Below are 21349 nucleotides of genomic sequence, written 5' to 3'. Positions count from 1 at the left end.
CTATGGTACAATCAGGATAGACTGAACGTAAAGGTCCATTTCGTGCCCTCTCCGGGAGCTGATTTAAGATTGGCTGTGCCCTGTATTTGTTCAGCCCTATACCGGATGTTATCTATACCATTTCCTGATTTCAGACTTTCCTGATCAAAACCGGAGCCATTATCAGAAATACTAAGAAATACATGATCCCCCTTCTCTCTTAAGCAGATTTCAACCTTCGTGGCTTGGGCATGCTTGCTCAGGTTTGTGATACACTCTTTATAAATGAGCCACAAATTCTGACGAAATTGAAGTTCAACGGGGAAACTGAAATCATCGTCCATATCAAAGCTATACTCAATGTCGTTGCTATCCAGCACATCAGCGGCAAAGCGCTTGCACTTTTTCAGAAATACCGACCAGTCATCTTTGGATGGATCGATCGCCCAAATGATGTCATTAATTTTTTCCTTGGCCTCAACAGCACTTTTGGTGATGATATTGAGAAACCTTTCGGAGTCTCCCCGGTCTTTATTGACCCGATGCGCCGCTTCGCTGAAAAAACTGATACTGCTCAATGTCCCGCTCAAATCATCATGTAAATCACGCGCAATCTGATTCCTGGTCTTCTCCTCTTTAAGTAGATAGTACAACCGGTATCGATAGAAAATATAGCCGGTAATTAATATCAACCCGACGATAATCAGCATATTTCTCAGCCTGATGTTTTCTATCTCCAGGTTGGCGTCCATTAGCTGAGCTTCTTTATTCTGCAGCTGATAACGTACAGAAAGCATGGCATCGTTACGCTCTTTCCTCCTGTCGTTTACTTCTTTTTCATGCTTTCGTTGAAGGCGCTCATTCACAAGCGCATTATTCAGATCACCCATTTCCTCGTAGGCTTCGGCTTTCAGAGCATAAACATTCCTCATCATTTGGAAGAGATTATGGGTGTTTGCCAATTCAATGGCCCGGTCTGAATATTCCAGGCTTTTTTCATAATCCCCTTTGGCAAAATGTAATCTTGAAAGAAACTCATGCTTTACAATGTCCTCATTGGGTCTGGAAAAAGCAGTAGGCGGAGCAGTGTTTATGATATTTCCCACAGAATCCGCTTTTGCAACCATTCCTTGCTCTAAATAAAGGTCACCGAGACGATATAAATGCCCGTTCCCAATATTGGGTATCCGATACCGGGAACTGATTGCCGTAGCTTCTTCCATGAGTTGTGTGGCACGGTCAATATCGTTCTTTTGTTTGTACATCGTGCTTAAATTGGAACGAACTATAGCTTTTATCGGCGGCGGCAGGTTTTCGTACTCCAGACACGGACTTAAGGTAGAAATTGCCTTATCCATATTATCAAGCTCCATAAAGCTATTTGCCAGCTTAGACAGGATATTGCATCGGTTTGGGGGACTGTCTTCATATTCCAAAAATTTTTCAAACATCTCTATCGCCAGATCATGCGCCCCAACGGTAACATATAAATTCCCGAGATTTCCATAGAAAAATTGGACGGGATACTCAATTTGATCCTCAAGTTCACTCCGATAAGAAATGGCATCCAGATATAACGACTCCGCTTCCAGGTACTGATCTTTTCGGGCATATTGCATAGCCTGAAGGTTTTCCATCATCAGGTAAGAATCGTGTTCCTTCAGTTCCCGCAGGATACCGGACGCTTTGGATGCATAGAAAATAGCTGAATCAGCATTCATCAGCCTGTAGGCATTTGCATTCAAGAATGATATGAACGCTTCCTTCTTTTCTCCTTCAACGCCTTCAAGCCCATTAATTTCGTCTGCAATGACCAGCAATGAGTCCGGAGCATTACGGAAATACCGGTTACTCATTTCAATATAGGTTCTCAGTTTATCATCCTGAGATTCCAGCTGCTCTATTTCCTTTTTAATTTCATGCAGGCTGATGGATGGTGTACGCTGTTGAGCAAATATCAAAACCGGCAGTAAAAAAAGTACAGCTGCGAAAAAACTACTAACCTTCAATTTCATACTCAATGCCTGCTTCCATTTCAGAATTAATCTGATAACCAATAATCTCCGGATTGGATGTCAATCCGCGTTCATCAGACTTAATGTGGTAAAAAACACCCTTAGAATTTTTAAACAGCAGAAAATAACAAAATCAACCTTATAAAAAAGTGCCTTCATAAGTGACTATGATATAAAAAGCCCATCCCAAATTTTGGAACGGGCTTAAGGAGACTATAACGAAAGCTTAAAAAGCTATTTGTTCACAGCATCACGATTCAAAAATTCATCATAAAGCTGAGTGTGGCGGCTTGTCATAGGGATTTTATACCCTTTTATAAATACTTGCTCAATATTGGTCATAGGCTCCAGCGGGTCGCCATCAGAGATGAACAAGTTCGCTTGTTTACCTGATTCCAATGATCCGAGTACATCATCCACACCAAAAATCTCGGCAGGGTTAATAGTTAAAGCTTTGATCGCTTCTTCTTTACCCAAGCCATATGCAGCGGCATATCCGGCTTCGAATGGAGCGTTCCGTGAATTCTCAGTGTCGTCAGAAACGATAGCTACCTTCACTCCTGCTGCAGCCATCAAACCGGGGTTTTGATAGGGACGCTGATAGTTATCGTAGTCACGGGCCGGAGTGTAAAGAGTGGTTGTTAAAACCGGGATGCCGGCTTCAGCAATTTCATCCGCTACCCGCCAGCCTTCTTCAACGCCCGCGAAAACAAAGTTCATGTTCTCATGAGACTTCGTCCATTCTATGGCATCAAGTATCTCCTGCTCGCGATTTACGGGAATCACAACCGGAACATCTCCTGAAAGCACCTCTCGCATGGCATCCATACGCGGATCAAAGTCAGGTTTTGTTTTGCCTGAGGGATTTGCATTGTAAGCTTCCATCATTTCGTGATAGAATTTGGCTTTGTCAATGAACTCATTGATCTCTTTAATGTTCTGCTCATATTGTTTTTTGATCTCTTTTTCCGAGCGGTTATCCCACCAGCCTCCTCCCTGAGAAGATGGAAGATTCAGGATTAGCGCTCCGCTTTTCTTCACAGCCATAGAGTCCGGAGAATATCCCCACAAATCCATAACCGCACCTTTACCGGCTATACTTCCCGAACTTGGGTGAGTCATCACCGTTGTGACTCCGCTCACTCTGGTTACAGGAACAGAAGCACTATGCGGGTTGAAGGCCGTAAATGCATACATGTGAGGGTTGAAACGCCCTAATTCACGGTTATCTACGGTTACGGCAACAGCAGAAACCTCAACCAATCCTAAAGCTGACCAGCCGTCAATGAACCCTGGGTAAACGTGTTTACCCGAGGCATCAATACGCTGGTATTCGTTTGTGATTCTTACATTCTGACCTACCTGGACAATTTCTTCTCCATCAATCAAAATGACTCCACCTTCAATGGTTCCATTAGTTACGGTATGAATGGTGGCTCCTGTAATGGCAAATTTACCAAATTCAGGTTTTTCGGTGATTTGTGCTTCCGCTGTGGCATTCAATCCAAACAGCAGAGCAACTGTAAAAACAAAAATATTGAGTTTCTTCATGATTCTGTCTCCTGTTTAGTTTTGAAATAGAATGAATACATCCTGCAGGCAGGAATCATCTTTTCGTCTTGATATGATTTCGCGGTGGTTAGCACCGTCCTCAAAATCCGTTCCCGGATTTATTTGGATACGCATGTCATCAGGATCATTTTCAAGATCGAAGTATTTTTTACCGTCAACGAAAGTCATTACCGCCTTGCTGTAAATGCTGAAAGGGTGTCCATCCCAGATTACAACATCACCGTGCTTCCCTTCTTCGATACTTCCCACACGATCATCAATACCCAGTTGAATAGCCGGATGCAAGGTGATCATTTTCAGGGCATCGTTTACGGATGTATTTCCATATCGGACTACCTTTGCTGCTTCATGATTCAGCGTTCGGAGCAACTGATCGTTATCACTGTTGATTGAATTAATCACTCCATTGGCATTCAAAATGGAAGCGTTGTAAGCGGTAGAATAATACACTTCAAACTTATACGCCCACCAGTCAGAGAATACCGAAGTGTGTGCTCCGTTTTTTGCCAATTCAGGTGCTACCTTGAACGCCTCGTTGGCATGCTGGAAGGTATAATTCTTGACACCATAATCATTGAAAACACGCATCAGCATGAGAATCTCATCAGATCGGTACGAATGGCAATGAACCAGAATCTCCCCTTCTATGATATCATTTAACACTTCGTACCGAAGGTTTTTTGCTACCGGTACTGGAGGAGTTCCACGACCTCTTCGATCGTATTGTTCTTTTGCCTTCAGGTAAGCCTCTCGTTTACGTTTGTAGTCGATCGCTTCATCGAAGTGGCCTCTGATAACTTGCTCAACCCCCATTCGGGTTCTGGGCTGAATGCCGTTGCCCTGTCCGTGGACACGAGTCGGGTTTTCACCCAAAGCAAACTTGATGGTTCTTGGAGCATCTTCAAACTTCATGCCTTCCTGTGAGGCACCGTAGCGAAGTTTAAGCGTTTCGCCCTGACCTCCTATTACATTTGCAGAGCCGTGCATCAGGTGAATACTGGTAGCACCGCCGGCTAATGCGTGATAGATTCCCACTTCATTAGGATCTACCGATTCTTCCATGGTTACTTCTGCAGTAACCGGATTGCGCCCTTCATTGATGTCAACTCCATTCAGGTGAGAATGGGCATCGATAATACCCGGCATCAGATATTTTCCGGACGCATCAATAGTTTCAACGCCTCGGGGGGCACGCAGGTCTTTTCCTATTTCGCGAATAATACCGTCACGAATGAGCACATCCGTATCCTCGAGATCTCCGTCAGTAATCGTGATAACCGTTGCATTCTGTATCAGCACCGAGCCTTTTTCCTGAGCTTGAACCGAAAGTCCAAATACTGAGGAAATAAGTAACACCAATGTAAAACCTCGCAGCGTCCGAAGGTCCTGCGAGCGTTGAGCAACCGTTCTTATTAAAACCTGAACGCTTCGAGGAGCGTTGCACGCTCGAAGGTTCTTTAAACTAAATAGATTAAATAGTTTACTCATCGTTTACTCTCCGTTAAATTCGTGAATTGTGCCGTTCGAAATGCTGTGCAGCACTTTAACTTTATCTTCTGACATGGCTTTATCAAAAACAGTGAAGCTGGCATTCTTACCTTTAGCCAAACTTCCCAATGTGTTGTTTAAACCAAGGATGGAAGCTGTATTGATCGTCATGAGTTTGACAACATCAGCCTCAGAAAGTCCGCCTTCATCCATCAAAATCTCCAGTTTTTCTGAAAGGTCTTTCAAATCAAGTCCGGCAGAAGCATATCCTACAGATACACCTGCATCCATCAGCTTCCTGATGTTCATGACTTCAGCTTTCCATGCAGCCAGTCGCTTATCACGATACTGCTGTTCCTCTTCCGAAATCTCTTCTTCTTTCTCTTCAGTTTCATCGGAGTCTTCCTTTTCATCCTCCGATTTTTCTTCGGCTTTCTTCATCTTGGAGTACCACTCCGGGGCTTCAGTAAAATCGATACTTGCCAGTACAGGAATATTTCTCCGCTTCAGTTCAGCTGACTTTGCATAGGCTTCCTTACCGGAAACAACGACGGCTTTAAACCCAAATTCATCCTGTAATTTGAATAGCCGTTCCATATGCTCTTTGGAATCCACCTCGAAATAAAGCGGTGTTGCTTTATTTACCAGTGGAAATAACGCTTCCAGTACTTTATCCCGGTTTGGAGCCGGCATTTCAGGATTCTGAGAGTAGTACTTGATGTGCTGCTGCAGAGCCGTGGCATCAAACATAAGCTGCCTGAACTGAGCCATCACTCCCATCATCGTAGATGGATAGGCTCCGTTGCCCCATCCACCGGGAGCTTCATCAAAGGAACCGGCAAGTGCCAGGCTTTCCTTCAATAAACGTACCTTATCAGATTCAGGTGCAAGGTAAAAAGCTTCTACCTGCCCGGGCAGCATATAGCCGTTCGGATAAAGGGCTGCTGTGGTAAAACCGGCTTTCATACCTGTTTCAAAAGCTTTGTCTTCTTTTAATAAGAGACTTGGCTTCCTTTCGGGTTGAATTCCGGCACGGTCATAAGGTGGGTCTCCGGGGTTATCCAACTCTTCAAGATTTCGAGGCAAATCAGGACTTCCCCAAATGGAAAATCCATCGATAAGGCCCGGATAAACATGGAGACTGTCTCCTCCATCTATCTCAAAAGCATCGAAAGGAATGTTAACGTTGGTACCAACAGCTTCTATAACTCCATTCCGCCATACAATAGTGGCAGACTCGGTTACAGAACCATCAGCATTATGAATAGTAATATTTTTTAGCGCGTGTGCGGGTGTAGTCTGGGCAAAAATTGCCTGCATACTCGTACCCAAAAACAACAACGCCAATAATAGAATGTGTTTTCTCATAGCACCTGTACTGATTATGGTTTTAGGTGCCGAAATAACTGAATTAATTGGGTATTAAAAAAGGCGGGCCGATCTAAATTTTGTAAATAATAAAGCTCTTAATTCATCTCATCCGCATAAGCGGCAGAAGAGCTGAATAATTGCCAGTAGTCTGGTTTTCCGGAAAAAGCTGATTTCATAAGTTGATCAAAATCCGATTTAGTAATCGAAACTTTGGCATATCCTCTGTAATAGCCTTCATCCGAACGGGATGCGCCGTTTGAAACACTGGCTGTTTCCTGCACCTGATTGTGAGCGTTGCGCAAGGTGAGTATAAAGTCAGAATTCGTAACGGTTGAATTTCCTTCCTCCTCCAATGCGGTACGCACTTCTTCCATTTTATAGGCTATGGCACTTTCGAGATTTGTTCGGGCCTGGAGTTCCGCGTTTGCAATGGCAACTACTGAGTCGGTTGAAATAGCAGTAGCAAAACCATGAAAAGATGTTGAATCAGCGTCAAAGGCTGCAGTGCTGTACCAAGCCGGGTACATAGCCGGCGATGATGTAGAAGCAGCTTTTTCTGAGGAAGAACAGGCTGTAAAGCCAATTAAAAGAGCTGATATGAATACTGATACCTTAAAAAAATGAGTCATTTAATTTCTTTTTAACTCGATGAAACCGCGGGCATCTTCTTCGTTTATGATTTCCAGCGTCACCGATCCTTTTTCATTTAAATATCGGCGCATAAGTTCTTCTAAACTGGAGAGATCTTCAACCTTTTCTTCTTCTATTTTTATAATCTGTTGATCTTGCCGAAGCCCCCTGTTCCAGGCCTCTGAATATTTGTAAACCTGATCAATGATTAAATCAAATTTCTGAACATCTTCGGCTTTGGCAAGGGCCATCACCCGGAATCCCAAATCAAACTCCTGGTACATTACCCCCTCGTTATTACCCTCCGGAATCTCACGCGGGTCTATCGGGGTTTCGTTGGCGGAAATTTCCGGAATGGGCTCGGGTTCCAGTAACTTCAGCGTTACGTCCTTTTCCATTTCTCTTCCATCCCTAAGAATGTTCAGAGTTACCACTTCTCCCGGGCTCATTACAGCAACCTGTTGCTGAAGTTGATTGGCTTCATAAACTTCTTTCCCATTTACGCTGAGTACCACATCGCCCGGAATAATACCGGCTTGGGATGCTGCCCCTTCTTCTGATGTACCCAGTATTTCAACTCCTCTTACGGTTTCCATTCCCTTTTCGATGGCACGATCATAATCCACACCAGCGATAGATACTCCCAACAGCGCGCGACGAACCTCCCCATATTCAATCAGGTCTTTGGCTACTTTAATCGCCAGGTTGCTGGGTACCGCAAATCCATATCCCTGATAGGCGCCGGTTTGAGAAGCTATCGCCGTATTGATGCCAATCAGCTGTCCGCTGGTATTGACCAACGCCCCGCCACTGTTTCCTTTGTTAATGGCAGCATCCGTTTGAATAAAACTTTCGATTCTCATTCGGTCATCAATAATCTGCACATCCCGGCTTAGGGCACTTACAATACCGGCCGTTACCGTAGATCTTAACCTGAATGGATTTCCAATCGCCAACACCCATTCCCCCACATCCAGCGTTTCTGAGTCTCCGATAGTTACTTTGGGTAAATTCTCACCATTAATTTTAATAACCGCTAAATCCGTACTCGAATCAATGCCTACTACTTTTGCTGGGTATTCTCGCTTATCATTTAATACTACCCTTAGCCCTTTCTCTACCGCCCCTTCAATTACGTGATAGTTGGTGAGAATATACCCATCGGTGGTAATCAATACACCCGAGCCAACAGTTCGGGCCCGGCGGGGCATCAACCGATCCCAAATGCTTTCCCCATCATTTTCTTCCCCATCAAATTCATGGTTTTCGTCTTGGGGTACGGCTTCGTCAATGGGAACAATAGCTTCTATATAAACGACCGTTGGCGTGACTTCTTCAGCTATCTTTTTGAAGAGGAACCTGGCATCGGCACCCTCCAGCTCTTCATCAGTGATAAAAGGTTCGTTGCCTTGAGTGATTTCTGTAGTCCGAACTTCTGCCAGAGGAGCTAATTCTTCGTTGATGGTGTATAACGCGATAAGCGTGCCGGCCGTAATCCCGATCATTATCAGCAAAATGGCAGTGAGTATTAAATCTTTACGTTTCATAGTGTCACCTATAGCATCTGTTCAAAAATGGAATCCGACCTTCGTTCCTGATATCCTTCAATGTGGTATTTAAAATAAACATCTAAATGGTGAACAAGTTGCCTGAGCTCTCCATTCTCTAAACCTACTTTAAAAATATTCTTACTTTTTGTGGACATTCCTAAAATTAAAAACCGCGTTTGGGCAGCTGTTAGTTTATAAGACAATTCATCTTCCGACTGTTCCGAAATTTTTCCGCTCGACACATTCAAGTAAGCCTGATCGGGAATCTCGGTCAATCCACTGATTAAACCAATTCCTGAAATTTCTGCCAAACGGAGCTGAACGTACGCAAATACGGAAGGATAAGTTTCCTTGGAATCGCCCAGCCATTCAATAAAATTTCTACTGAACTCAAATACCGGTTTGTTAACCTCATTATCGTGAACTAATTGTGATACAATTTCCAGGGTGGAGTATAAAATGGCCGCTTTCTCAAAGTCTTTTCGAAACCGATCGGTTGAATACTGTACAGAAGCTTCGGTAAGAGTTTGTACTCCCCGGTTCGGTTTGTAATAGTAAACCACATCCAGAACAGCGCCAATTTCGAGAATGCCGGCCAGTTTACTTTTTGGCTTCTTTGCTCCTTTAGCTATCAGGGCAATCTTGCCGTGCTCTGCAGAAAGTACCGTAAGAATCTTGCTCGACTCCTGGTAATCGATAACCCGTAAAATAATAACCTGGGTGTGTGAAATCATAAGTTTTGACTTGTCGCTATGCTAACATATATACTAAATCACTAATCATTTCAGCGGTTCTATAAATTCCACTTTGAATTTGAAATAGATATCGAGCTTTTCTTCCAGCTCTTGGAAAATCTCATACACTTCATCTAACTCTTCCTTGTCGGACTTAACCAACCTGATATATCCATTTTCCGTCATAATATCGAAAGTGAACCACTCCTTATTCTCCATGCCTTTGCTGAACAGGGCTTTCCCAGTTTCATGATTGGAGAGTAAAAATTCTTCCACTTCCCCAAAACTTATGGTTCGCAACCTAAACCGGAAATAACTGAAAAATTTATAATACTTGGTGATGGTGTACTCATCGGTGTTAAACTCAAACTCATACCGAGAGAAAATTTTCTGGAGTACGGCCACCGCAAAAATCAGAAAGAACAGAGCGAACACAAAGCCTAATAAAAAGCTTGAAAAGAATAGCAGAAAGTCGATTAATGTAAAGCTGGCTTCTACACCCAGAAAAATCAGGTTATACTCTTTGGTTAACTCGTAGTTCAAAAAATGGTTTGTTGAGTTGAAATCTGTCTCTTTGATAATATCATCTGCCTGAACTGATTGCAACAGTGGACTTACCTGTTAGTTAGCAAGTCTATTTTAACTTAATTAGGTTATATTTGCTATTTATAACTTAATTAAGTAATGTTTATTGAAATAATTATTGGAATGATATGATTGCAGTGCTAACGGGAGATATTGTTTATTCGACTTCAGCTGAAAGCTCAGAAACCTGGCTTCCTGATCTGAAAGAGATTTTTGCGCGTATAGAAGATCGTTTTGAATTAACAGGAAATGGTGCGGAAATGCATCGTGGAGACGGATTCCAGCTTGGACTCCATGATCCCCGGCAGGCACTAAGAGTTGCCTTTATTATAAGAGCCGGACTTATTAAATCAACCAAAACCGGTCTCAAAATGGATACCCGCATTGCTATTGGTATCGGAGAATATGCTTATCTGGAAAACAGCGTGAATGAATCGTTCGGAGATGCTTTTACCCGTTCCGGCCATGCCCTCGATGAAATGAAAAATACAGACGACCGCCTTGCTTTATCGTCCGACAGTTCTGACTTTGACAGCGAAATGTACGTTAGCCTTACTTTTGCGGATATGTTCATCAAAAACTGGTCGCAGGCGGATGCTGAAATTGCATGGTACATCTGGATGGAGGATTTAACTCAATCTGAGATTGCCAAAGAGTTGAATATTTCCCAACCGGCGGTATCAAAACGAAAAAAAAGAGCTCATATTGATGAGTTTGAACTATTGTTGAATCGGTTTGAAACCAAAACCAAATACATGTGATAATGGATGATTTATTTTTGATGCTGGTTCTCGCTCATCTGCTCGGAGATTTCCTTCTTCAACCCACCCGCTGGATAGAGGAGCGACGGCAAAAGAAATGGAAGGCAGGTCCACTCTACCTTCACGGCTTTGTTCATATAACCCTTGCTTTTGGCGCTTTATGGCTGGCCGGATTTTCGGTTTTCTGGTACCTGGCTATTCTGATTGGCGGAACACACATTCTGATTGACCCCATCAAAGCGTTTGCTAAAAAGAAGCGGTTATCTTTTTTCCTTGATCAGTTGATCCACTTATTGGTTATTGCCCTTACCACTCTCATCATTAGTAATTTTAACTTTCCGGAGATATCCCTGAGTTCGGTAGAATGGAAGGTGATCGTGGCTTTCGTATTTGTAACAAAGCCTGCTTCTATACTTATTACTCAACTTTTGCCTGATGACTGGGGACCACAGCCCCGATCAAAAGAAATAAAACCTGCGCAAGATGACAATGGACTGGAAAATGCCGGTGAGTATATCGGCATCCTGGAGCGCTTGTTGATTTTGGGCTTTATCCTTACCAACAACTGGAGCGGCATCGGGTTTTTGCTGGCAGCTAAATCGGTATTCCGATTCAGCGACCTTCAAAAAGCCGAGCAGAGAAAACAAACTGAATATATTATGATTGGCACTCTGCTCAGCTTTAGTTTGGCTATAGTGGCCGGTTGGTGGGCTACTTTTTAGTACTTACTGGTCCCACGAAACTAAAGCTACTCATCTCGTAGCAAATCACCATTACCATACGTAACTCCGTCAATTTTGGCTGCCAACAATAGAATTTCACTAAATTCAAAAATATCTGCTCCAAAGGAATACTTGTATAATCCAATATCTTTTAGAAAAACATGCTTTGTATTATAAAATTCTGAGGCGATATGGATTACCTTTGCCTGTTTAGACTCATCACTGAAATTTAGATTCTTTAATGGCTCTGTTTCTACTAAATAAACATTTTTATTTCCTGAAAAATTATAATCAAGTCTTATTGAAGTTTCTGGTTGGAAAGCCAAAGGAACAAAAATTTTGTACTTACTAATGAGAGGCAAAGTTGTAGCTCCATCATAATTGTTGGCGTCTGTATTTAGAATACTGGCAGAAAATTTTTCGAATACTAAATCTGGATTAAATACACTATAGAATGCTCCAAGTTTATGACTTGAATTATTGCTGGTTAAATATATTTCTTCGTCTGATAACGTATAGGTGTTAAACTGAAAATCAATTACAGAAGCTGGATATTCTGTTTCTGTAATTACGTCCATTTCAACTAAAAATGTATCAACTATAATCTCTGAGCCATTATTTGATCTTACTTCATAAATCCACTCATTACTATTTGATAATGGAAAAAAGGATTTTGCACTTTCAATTTCTTCCGAAGAATTAACATTTACGCTGAATGTTGACAGTGTATCTTGCAGTTCTTCTCCATCCTGATAGATATCTAAAATTAAGCTACAACTTTCTATACATAAGGATAGTGGAACCTCCCAATTAATATCTCTTTGATTCTTAATTGTACCTCCTTCAATTTTTTTGGATTCAAATCCATCATAGAAGGATAAAGTAAAATCTGCTTTTGAACGAGTGCTGCTCACTAGCCTGATAGGTATGGTTTCACCGGCTATTAAAGTTTTATCAGACAAATCCGTTGCCAATTTTATTTCCCCTACCCCCTTTGAACCACTAATATTACATGAAGTAAGAAAGAGTGCCATGCAAACAGAAAGAAAGATGACTTCAATTTTAGGAAATTTATATTTCCTGATAAGTATAGTACTAACGTTTATCATACTACATAAGCAGTTAGTTAATTCCATCAATATTTAACGAATAAATTTACTAAGTCTGGATAACCCCTGTTTTAAACTCCTCAATTTCCGGATTCAGGTTAGCGCATTCTATCGCTTTAGATATTCGGTCGCGCGTATCCAATGGATTTATAATACCATCTACCCATAGTCGTGAGGCTGCATAGCGGACATCTGTCTGCGTATCATAACGGTCGCTGATTTCTTTCATAATCCGCTCTTGTTCTTCTTCACTCACCTCTTTTCCTTTCTTCTTCATCGCTGCAACCTGTATCTGCATCAGGGTTTTCGAGGCTGAAGCACCGCTCATTACCGCAATCTTGGCCGTTGGCCAGGCGTACATAAAGCGTGGATCATAGGCGCGGCCGCACATGGCATAATTTCCGGCACCGTAACTATTCCCTACCACAATGGTTATTTTAGGAACCGTACTGTTGCTCATTGCATTAACCATCTTAGCACCGTCTTTGATAATGCCGCCATGCTCACTTCGTTTCCCAATCATAAACCCGGTAACATCCTGCAAAAAAATCAGAGGGATCTTCTTTTGATTACAGTTCATAATAAACCTTGCTGCCTTATCAGCACTGTCAGAGTAGATAACACCACCGATCTGCATCTCTCCTTTCTTGGTTCGCTTAACGGTTCGCTGATTGGCAACAATGCCTACGCTCCATCCATCCACTCGCGCAAAGCCGGTGATGAGCGTTTGCCCATATCCTTTTTTGAATTCAGTGAAGCTACCCTCATCCACAATGCAGTCTAAAACATCATTCATATCATACGGACTGGTTCTGGATTCCGGGATAATATCGAACACATCGCTGGCCGGACGTTTGGGGTCTTTACTCTCTTTTCGGTTGAAGCCGGCGGTTTCAAACGGGCCAAATTTATCTACCAAATCCCGAATGGTCGATAAGCATTCTTCATCGTCTTCCATCTTGTAATCGGTTACTCCCGAAATTTCGGTGTGCGTGGTAGCACCCCCCAGCGTTTCATTATCAACATCTTCCCCGATGGCTGCTTTTACCAGATAACTTCCGGCCAAAAACACACTTCCGGTTCCATCTACAATCAGAGCTTCATCGCTCATAATAGGCAGGTAAGCTCCACCGGCCACACAACTTCCCATGATAGCCGCAATTTGCGGAATTCCTTTTGCGGATATAATGGCATTGTTTCTAAACATCCGGCCAAAGTGGTCTTTATCAGGAAATATTTGATCCTGCATGGGAAGGAAAACTCCGGCAGAGTCAACCAGGTAGATCAACGGAATATGATTTTCGATGGCAATTTCCTGGGCTCTCAGGTTCTTCTTGGCAGTGATCGGAAACCAAGCTCCGGCTTTAACAGTCGCATCATTGGCTACAATCATGCACTTTCTTCCGCTTACCGTCCCAATTCCGGTTACCACCCCACCCGAGGGACATCCGCCTTGCTCTTCATACATTTCGTAGCCGGCCCAAAGCCCAAGTTCAAAGAAGCGGGAATCTTCATCAGTGAGCTTTTCAATCCGCTCACGAGCGGTTAGCTTTCCTTTACCATGCTCTTTATCAATTCGTTTCTGTCCGCCGCCGAGCTTAATCTCGTCTTCAATTTCTCCAAATTCTTCAATGATTTTATGTAACCAATGTTTGGTAGCGCTTCCGGATTCACTGCTCATATTCTGTTATCTTTTTTGTTTGTATAATGTTGATTCGAATGCTGCGTTGAAAATAGGGATTATATTTAATGTGTAAACCCCGATATTGATTTAAATCATTCAAAAAAATGACTTCCATGAGTAAGCGACTTTTAGCCATCCTTCTCCTTTTAGGTTTTTCCACCTCCATACTTGCACAACGGGTTAATTACCGACAGCTGGTCATGCAGTCGCAAAGCCCGACCATTTTTATTGAAGATATTATCCTTCCCGGAGAAGACGGTAAAACAACCCTGGCCTTTATTTTCAGGTTTAATAATGATTTTATCCCATTCAAAAAGATCCCGCTCAATCATAACCTGAAGGCTCCGGAGAATGCTGAATTCTATTCCACTATCAGGCTTAGTACGGAAATCTTTGAGGGGAAATTAAACCGTCGCGAGGATCCATCAGCTAATTCAGCTTCCCGGGATGTGTGGAAAGACACCCTGTTCACTTCCAACTTTGAGCAAACACAATCCTCAAAAATGTATGCTTCGGGTTCAGTTTCCACCAATCTGAATCCCGGCCACTACAACTTCATTCTTCAGCTCGCTATGATGCAGGAAGTAAATGAGCGAAATACACGCCGGCGTGAAATTTATGTACCCGATTTATCTACAAAAGAAACCGGGGAAGTCATTTTAGTGAAGAAGCGGAATGGAAACAGGTTAGAGCTCATGAACATGGAACAAAATGTGCTGTTCGGGGAAGACTTCTTTGCCCTGATCCGCATTCCCGGCTATGACGGCTCTGCTAACTATTCCATAAAAGTTGATAAGGCAAAAACTTCCCGGCGGGATACCACCTCCATCGAGAATATCTATTCCGCAGAACTTAATTCTGACGATGTATTCCAAAATTCTACGATCAAGCTTGTTAAATCCCAAAACCCGGCGTTAAATCTCGTCCGGGGTAATCAACCCTATACCTATGCCCTGGTATCTATTCCCGGAAGCACTTTTGAGAATGCTCCTTATTTATTGAAACTGACCAAAGAAGGGCAAGAGGAACCGGTGGCAAGATCCTTTTTCCGGTCCTACTGGCCAAATATGCCTGCAAGTTTATACAATTTGGATGTAGCCATTAATAATCTGAACTACATTATTTCTGAGAAAGAACTCAAGCAAATAAACAGCGGAAATAACCGTGAACGAGAACGAAAATTCAGGGAATTCTGGGAAAGCAAAGATCCAACGCCTAACACGGTTTACAACGAGTTAATGGCTGAATACTACCGCCGAATCGATTTTGCTTTTAAAGAGTTTGGAAGCCAGGAAAACCCCATGGGCCACGAAAGCGACCAGGGTGAAGTGTATATCAAATACGGGCCACCCTCCGAAAAAGAACGCCGGTTTCCTGAAAGCGGAAAAACCATTGAACTTTGGAAATACCCGAGTCGAACGTTTGTATTTGAGGCCACTTCCGGCTTCGGCGACTTTATGCTGGTTGGAACTCGATAACGCTGTGTATTGCCCATTAATCGCCTTATTTTAGGCGTGTCATGCTTAATAAAGAAATACCACGCATAGCTATTTCGATTGGTGACTTTAACGGGATTGGTCCGGAGATCATCTTGAAGTCATTATCCGATTTGGATTTGGGAACATCCACTCCTGTGATCATTTCCCCGAAAGAGATCATAGCATCCGTTCTCTCCTACCTTCCTTATGATTTAGATGTTAATTATTCAGATGACGTCACCGGTTTACAGACGGGAACCATTAACGTTCTCAGCTTTGCTGTGGATAATCTGAAAATGACTCCGGGCATACAGTCTGCCCTAAGCGGCAAGGCAGCCATGCAATCTATTGAGCAATGCATTCATCTTTGCATGAACCATGAGGTAGATGCAATGGTAACCGCTCCCATATCCAAAGAGGCCGTGAACCTGGCCGGTTACGAAATTCCGGGACATACCGAATTCCTGGCCACCCAAACAGGTACCAATTCTGTGCTGATGATGCTGGTTAGCGGAGATCTTCGGGTAGCTTTGGTCACCACACATATACCGGTTAAAGATGTTTCAGAAGCCATCACACCGGATGTCATCAAAGAAAAAGTTGAGATTCTTTCCTCAAGCTTGATTCATGACTTTGGGATCACCAACCCTAAAATTGCCGTATTTGGGTTAAATCCCCATGCCGGTGATGGTGGTGTAATTGGCAAGGAAGAAATCGACGTTATTACTCCAACGCTCAAGATGATCAGAGAGGAACGAAAGGATATCACCCTTCATGGCCCATTCCCTGCTGATGGATTTTTCGGGCAACAGCTCCACAAACATCACGATGCAATTTTAGCCATGTATCACGATCAGGGACTGGCTCCGTTTAAACTGCTGTCTTTTGGTAAAGGGGTGAATTTTACGGCCGGACTTCCTATCATCCGCACTTCTCCGGATCATGGCACCGCCTTTGATATAGCAGGCAAAGGCGTAGCTAATCCATCTTCTTTTAAAGAAGCGTATAAACAGGCGGTTGAACTTGCAAACAAACAAATTAGTGAAGACTGAAAAAGCCAACATCTACACTGTATTGGCCGAGCTCTACGATACCCTGATGAAGGACGTAGATTACGAAATGTGGGCAGATTTTATTGATGAAGTAATCCAAACTCACCATCCAGATCCCGTTGACGTACTGGAACTGGCCTGTGGAACCGGTGCTATTTCCCTGAATCTCGCTCAACTTGATGAGTATGAGCTGACCGCTACCGATCTTTCTGCAGCTATGATCGAAAAGGCAAGACTAAAAGCGGCCCAACAGGAAGTAGTAGTCGATTTCCATACCATGGATTTCCGGGACATCAGAAGTGAGGATACCTATGATATTATCTTCTCGGTTTTCGACAGTGTGAATTACCTTCACTCCAAAGAAGAAATCCACAAAATGCTGGATGGATGCCGGAATATTCTGAATCCGGGTGGATTATTGATCTTCGACTTTTCTACTCCTCAGAACTCCCTGGAAGCTGTTGATTACCTCAATAATGAAGAAGGAAGCTTTGGCAGTAATCGATATTTCAGAGAAAGCCGGTATGAACCGGGAGAGCATTTTCACTTTAACGAATTTGAAATAGATAAGATGGCTGACGACGGCAAAACCGTTCTGGAAAGCTATCATGAAATTCACAAGCAGCGAATTTATTCACTCAAGGAAATGCTATCAATTTTGGAACAAACCTCCTATCATCAGGTAGCCAAATATGAGGGCTTTGATTTGGTGGAAGCAGACGAAAAAAGCACACGCGTAACGATGGTACTTCGATGTCAGAAACAGCAGTAATTGAACTTAAAAATGTAACCCTGAGATATGATCATACCAGGGTATTGGATGATGTTAACTTCAAGCTTCATAATGGCGAATTTGCCTATCTGATTGGTCCAACGGGTATCGGAAAAAGCTCTTTTCTGAAGCTTTTGTACAGGGATGTTGTGCCCGATACCGGAACGGTACGGGTAACCGAATACCCGGTAAATAAAATATCCGAGCGGGAAGTACCCATGCTGCGGCGACGGCTCGGCATTGTATTCCAGGATTTTCAGCTGCTACAAGATCGCAACGTACACGACAATGTAGCCTTTGCTCTTCAGGTTACCGGAGAGAAGCCCAAGTTTATTAAACAGCGCGTGCTTGAAGTACTAACCATGGTTGGGCTCAGTCACCGCAGAAAGCACATGCCGAAGGATCTTTCCGGAGGTGAACAACAACGCGTTGTTATTGCAAGAGCATTGGCTAACGAACCCCGAATTTTACTTGCCGATGAACCCACCGGAAACCTTGACCCCAAAGCCACCAAAGACATTATGGAACTGCTTCGGAGTATTAATAACCGGGGAATGGCAGTTTTAATGGTAACGCACGACTATGCCGTGGTTAAGAAATACCGCGCCCGAACCGTTCGGATGGTAAATGGTAAAACTCAGAATTTAATCTGGAAAGGCGAGAAACTGGTTCCGGAAAAAACGTAATTCGGAATGCTTCAACAGAAGAAATTCACAGAACAAATCCGTTCGCACGCCCTTCAACTGGGTTTTGATGCCTGTGGATTTGCCGAAGCTCAACACCTCCCCTACGAAGCCCGCCGACTCGAAGAATGGCTCAAGCAGAATCGTAATGGCACCATGGACTGGATGGGCAATTACTTTGAAAAACGGGTTGATCCCACGCTGTTGGTTCCCGGTTCAAAAACCGTAGTTTCTGTATTGGCCAGCTACTATCATCCTTCTCACGAACAGCAAATTGGGGAAAAGAACGAACCGCTGATTGCCAAATATGCTCAGGGACGTGATTACCACAAAGTGCTGAAAAAGAAGCTCAAGAAACTCTTTAATTTCAGTAAGGAACTGTTGGGCGGACTTGAAGGACGTATTTTTGTGGACTCTGCCCCGGTTCTGGATAAAGTTTGGGCAAAACGAGCCGGTCTGGGCTGGATCGGTAAAAATTCGAACCTGCTCAATAAAGATATTGGCTCGTTTGTATTTATTGGGGAAATGATCATTGATGCGGAATTAAGCTACGACTCCCCCGTAACCGATCATTGCGGCTCGTGTACCCGCTGCCTTGATGCCTGCCCCACAGACGCAATTTATGAGCCTTACAGAGTGGATGCGACCAAGTGCATCTCCTACCTAACCATTGAGCTGAAGGAAGAAATAGACAAGCAGTACCAAACGGAAATTGAAAACTGGGTGTATGGCTGTGATATCTGTCAGGATGTATGTCCCTGGAACAGTAAATCCATAACTGCGCAATTCGAAGATCTCCATCCAAGAGAGTATGTGGTTGAAAGAGATCTTGATTTCTGGGAAAACCTTACTCCCCATCAATATGATAAGACGTTTGAAGGCAGCGCTATCCGTCGCGCCAAGTATGATAAGTTTAAGTCGAACGTGGAGATCGTTTCGGGGAATATCTCAAACTAAAAAAGCCGACCGATTAAAAAACCGGCCGGCCCTATAGCTACCTGGTAAGTACATCAATATCCAACGCTGCCACAGGCAACATCCTCAAAATTGCTATCCCAGCAATATCTGTTTGCAGTATCTGACCCCATTTGGTAGTAACCGGTCATAGCCTCATCATCCCAGAAAACAGTGATGTCGTTTTCCTCATCCGTATCGCTTAAGAAAACCATGAATTCATTGTCATTCTGAGTATAGGTATAGGTAGTTACCACACTGCCTGAGTCATAATAATCTGTTTCGATTTCAAGATTATTCTCCCCGGAGGTGGACCATTCAGAAATAAGAATCGGCTCCTCTTCATTGGTATCCGGGTTTAGGGTATTAAAGGTCCAGCTTCCGGAATTTCCATCAGAGGCTATACGGCCGGTTACTACTGAGTAATCTGTGATGGAATTACCCTGCCCGTCATCAAAAGACCAAAGCATTTCCCAGTTAATAAAATCACCATCGGGTTCGGCCGTTAGTTTTATAGATACAGACTCTCCTTCATAAGAATAGCTGTATTCCCAAACCCATTTACCGTTCTTAAAGTCGGCATTTTCTGAATCTGCCAGCGAAAAGAAGCTGACGTAGGCCTGAGAAGTAAAGGCAATACTACCCAGTCCCAGACCGTAGTAATAGGCCTCTGAATAATTGGAATTACTTTGCTGAGGCTGGTTTGAATCGAAATAAGAAAGGTCGGGCTCTATATTCTCAAATGTAGGCAATGCGGGGGGATCTTCATTCGCAGAAGCGGGGTCATCCCCACAAGAAATCAATGCAAACGAAAAAAGAAGTACAACCGAGAATAGTATTATTACTCTTGAATTACGCATAGTTCTGAAATTATGTTTAGGTGTTCACTTACCTATGCGTAAATTTGCCCGGAAAAGGCTCAAAATATTTAGAACTGCTCTCTTTTATCTTTCAGTGCTTTGTAGAGCAGCTCCCTTGCTCTGAAGATATGGGCTTTAACTGTACCGAGGGGTAAATCAAGCACGTCCGCTATTTCCTGGTACGACTTCTCTTCCATATGCCGCATTTCAATAACGGCTTTATATTTTTCGGGGAGATTTTCGATTGCATGCTGAACAATTGCTTTTCTCTCCTTCTTTATTACCGGGGTATCGGTTGAAAAGCTTTCATCCGGAAGCTGAATTTCCATATCCCCGTCCTTGGTTTTGTAAGGCTCGTTAATGGAAAGCGTTTGGAGCTTTTTCTTCCTTAAATAATCGATGGTGTGATTAGTGGCAATGCGATACAGCCAGGTGGAGAATGCATACTCGTTGCTATAGGAAGAAAGATTATGAAAGGCCTTCATGAAAACTTCCTGAACCAGGTCTTCAACAAGCTCCACCTCTTTAATCATTTTGCGGATATGGAAATAGAGGGGCTTCTGATACTTATCTACTAATTTCTTGTAGGAATCTTCTTTACCGGCTAATGCTTCCGCCACAAATTTGTCATCTTCGAGACTACTTGCAGACGCATTTTCGCGTGGTGAGGTATTTTTGATTTCGGAATTTTCTTCAGACATATCAACAATTATTCAGCCCTTAAAATACAAAGCCTGAGACAAATGAAAACGTCTTTTTTGAACCTTTTTTCTGAAACTTAACGCATATACCTGTGTAGTCTTTTAAACAAATAAAAAACACACAGAACTATGAGAAAATTATCCATTTTAATCGCAGCCCTGGCTGTTATCCTCGCACTCAACCCCAAAGCTTCTGCACAAGATGCTGAAAACACCTACGGGAATATCCAGATAGGAGCAGGTTTAATGTATGGAAGTGAAATAGAGCAGCCGGGTTTACGCCTCGACGGCACCTACCGAATCAATGAAGACTTTCGGGCGATAGCTGACCTCGGTTTCTATCTTCCTGATGATGCCGGGAACGCCGATGTAAACTGGTTCGAGTTTAGCGTGAACGGGAATTACATTTTTGCGAACGACCCGGAGCAAGGCCTTATCGCTTATGCCCTGGCGGGATTGAATTATACACGCGTGAGTGTAAGCTCGGGTAACTTTAGTTCCGATAATGGCGAAGTCGGACTAAATGTTGGAGCCGGAGCAGAATACGGCCTTGATTTTGCCAACTTGTTTGGTGAGTTCAAATATGTGCTGGGTGATTATGACCAGCTGAATATAGGGATCGGCCTTCGTTTTGCAATTGGCAATTAAT

General features: G+C 43.1%; 20 protein-coding genes. 8 read left to right on the top strand and 12 right to left on the bottom strand.

Features of this window, described 5'->3' with window-relative positions; all coding sequences use genetic code 11:
* Positions 1–11: 11 nt before the first annotated feature.
* The 8 genes from NM125_RS13505 to NM125_RS13470 all read right to left on the bottom strand — a co-directional run bounded on the left by NM125_RS13505 (position 12) and on the right by NM125_RS13470 (position 9882).
* A complete protein-coding gene (locus tag NM125_RS13505; protein ID WP_255135493.1) occupies positions 12–1994 on the bottom strand; it encodes a tetratricopeptide repeat-containing sensor histidine kinase in 1983 nt (660 codons plus the stop codon).
* Positions 1995–2228: 234 nt separating this feature from the next.
* Positions 2229–3545 (bottom strand): amidohydrolase family protein, encoded by a 1317-nt coding sequence (locus NM125_RS13500; RefSeq protein WP_255135492.1) that lies wholly within the window; start codon positions 3543–3545, stop codon positions 2229–2231.
* A gap of 15 nt (positions 3546–3560) precedes the next feature.
* Positions 3561–5054, bottom strand: coding sequence for an amidohydrolase family protein (locus tag NM125_RS13495; protein ID WP_255135491.1), 1494 nt, complete (start codon positions 5052–5054; stop codon positions 3561–3563).
* Positions 5055–5057: 3 nt separating this feature from the next.
* On the bottom strand, positions 5058–6422 hold the full coding sequence (locus tag NM125_RS13490) for an amidohydrolase family protein (protein WP_255135489.1): 1365 nt from the start codon (positions 6420–6422) through the stop codon (positions 5058–5060).
* Between the two features lie 98 nt (positions 6423–6520).
* A complete protein-coding gene (locus tag NM125_RS13485) occupies positions 6521–7054 on the bottom strand; it encodes a hypothetical protein (protein WP_255135488.1) in 534 nt (177 codons plus the stop codon).
* Positions 7055–8602, bottom strand: a complete 1548-nt coding sequence (locus tag NM125_RS13480) for a S1C family serine protease (protein WP_255135486.1) — start codon at positions 8600–8602, stop codon at positions 7055–7057. It lies immediately after the preceding gene.
* An 8-nt stretch (positions 8603–8610) separates the two neighbouring features.
* Positions 8611–9339 carry a DNA repair protein RecO gene (gene recO, locus NM125_RS13475; protein ID WP_255135484.1) on the bottom strand — a complete coding sequence of 243 codons (729 nt, stop codon included), beginning with the start codon at positions 9337–9339 and terminating at the stop codon, positions 8611–8613.
* Positions 9340–9384: 45 nt separating this feature from the next.
* The gene (locus NM125_RS13470; RefSeq protein ID WP_255135483.1) at positions 9385–9882 is read right to left on the bottom strand and encodes a hypothetical protein; all 498 of its coding nucleotides are present in this window, start codon (positions 9880–9882) and stop codon (positions 9385–9387) included.
* 170 nt (positions 9883–10052) lie between these two features.
* Here NM125_RS13470 and NM125_RS13465 point away from each other — a divergent pair, with 170 nt between their 5' ends.
* Together NM125_RS13465 and NM125_RS13460 are read left to right on the top strand one after the other, a co-directional pair.
* Entirely contained in the window at positions 10053–10685 is a 633-nt protein-coding gene (locus NM125_RS13465; protein WP_255135482.1) for a SatD family protein, read from the top strand.
* 2 nt (positions 10686–10687) lie between these two features.
* Positions 10688–11407 (top strand): DUF3307 domain-containing protein, encoded by a 720-nt coding sequence (locus tag NM125_RS13460; protein WP_255135481.1) that lies wholly within the window; start codon positions 10688–10690, stop codon positions 11405–11407.
* Positions 11408–11433: 26 nt separating this feature from the next.
* Here the strand turns inward: NM125_RS13460 and NM125_RS13455 are convergent, their stop codons facing one another.
* Positions 11434–12441, bottom strand: a complete 1008-nt coding sequence (locus NM125_RS13455; protein WP_255135480.1) for a hypothetical protein — start codon at positions 12439–12441, stop codon at positions 11434–11436.
* Between the two features lie 124 nt (positions 12442–12565).
* The gene (locus NM125_RS13450) at positions 12566–14197 is read right to left on the bottom strand and encodes an acyl-CoA carboxylase subunit beta (RefSeq protein WP_255135479.1); all 1632 of its coding nucleotides are present in this window, start codon (positions 14195–14197) and stop codon (positions 12566–12568) included.
* Between the two features lie 116 nt (positions 14198–14313).
* Between NM125_RS13450 and NM125_RS13445 the strand changes: the two genes are divergently transcribed.
* From NM125_RS13445 to queG, 5 genes are read left to right on the top strand one after another with little or no spacing between them, the layout of a single operon-like run.
* Positions 14314–15678 carry a GWxTD domain-containing protein gene (locus NM125_RS13445; RefSeq protein ID WP_255135478.1) on the top strand — a complete coding sequence of 455 codons (1365 nt, stop codon included), beginning with the start codon at positions 14314–14316 and terminating at the stop codon, positions 15676–15678.
* 41 nt (positions 15679–15719) lie between these two features.
* Positions 15720–16730: a 4-hydroxythreonine-4-phosphate dehydrogenase PdxA gene (pdxA, locus tag NM125_RS13440; protein ID WP_255135477.1), complete on the top strand. Its 1011-nt coding sequence runs from the start codon at positions 15720–15722 to the stop codon at positions 16728–16730.
* Positions 16720–17502, top strand: coding sequence for a class I SAM-dependent DNA methyltransferase (locus NM125_RS13435; RefSeq protein WP_255135476.1), 783 nt, complete (start codon positions 16720–16722; stop codon positions 17500–17502). The genes pdxA and NM125_RS13435 overlap by 11 nt, the downstream gene beginning before the upstream one ends.
* On the top strand, positions 17484–18188 hold the full coding sequence (gene ftsE, locus NM125_RS13430; protein WP_255135475.1) for a cell division ATP-binding protein FtsE: 705 nt from the start codon (positions 17484–17486) through the stop codon (positions 18186–18188). The genes NM125_RS13435 and ftsE overlap by 19 nt, the downstream gene beginning before the upstream one ends.
* Before the next feature lie 6 nt (positions 18189–18194).
* A complete protein-coding gene (gene queG, locus NM125_RS13425) occupies positions 18195–19142 on the top strand; it encodes a tRNA epoxyqueuosine(34) reductase QueG (RefSeq protein ID WP_255135474.1) in 948 nt (315 codons plus the stop codon).
* 53 nt (positions 19143–19195) lie between these two features.
* On the opposite strand, the gene NM125_RS13420 is transcribed toward queG, so the two are convergent.
* Complete coding sequence (locus NM125_RS13420; protein ID WP_255135473.1) at positions 19196–19999, bottom strand: hypothetical protein; 804 nt, start codon at positions 19997–19999, stop codon at positions 19196–19198.
* A gap of 68 nt (positions 20000–20067) precedes the next feature.
* Positions 20068–20700, bottom strand: a complete 633-nt coding sequence (locus tag NM125_RS13415) for an RNA polymerase sigma factor (protein WP_255135471.1) — start codon at positions 20698–20700, stop codon at positions 20068–20070.
* Positions 20701–20829: 129 nt separating this feature from the next.
* Between NM125_RS13415 and NM125_RS13410 the strand changes: the two genes are divergently transcribed.
* On the top strand, positions 20830–21348 hold the full coding sequence (locus NM125_RS13410) for an outer membrane beta-barrel protein (RefSeq protein WP_255135470.1): 519 nt from the start codon (positions 20830–20832) through the stop codon (positions 21346–21348).
* The last annotated feature ends 1 nt before the right edge of the window (position 21349 follow it).

The sequence above is a fragment of the Gracilimonas sediminicola genome, from assembly GCF_024320785.1.
In the GTDB taxonomy this organism is placed as follows: domain Bacteria; phylum Bacteroidota; class Rhodothermia; order Balneolales; family Balneolaceae; genus Gracilimonas; species Gracilimonas sediminicola.
Note: the sequence above shows the minus strand (reverse complement) of the source record. Positions and strands in the feature narration are given on the sequence as shown.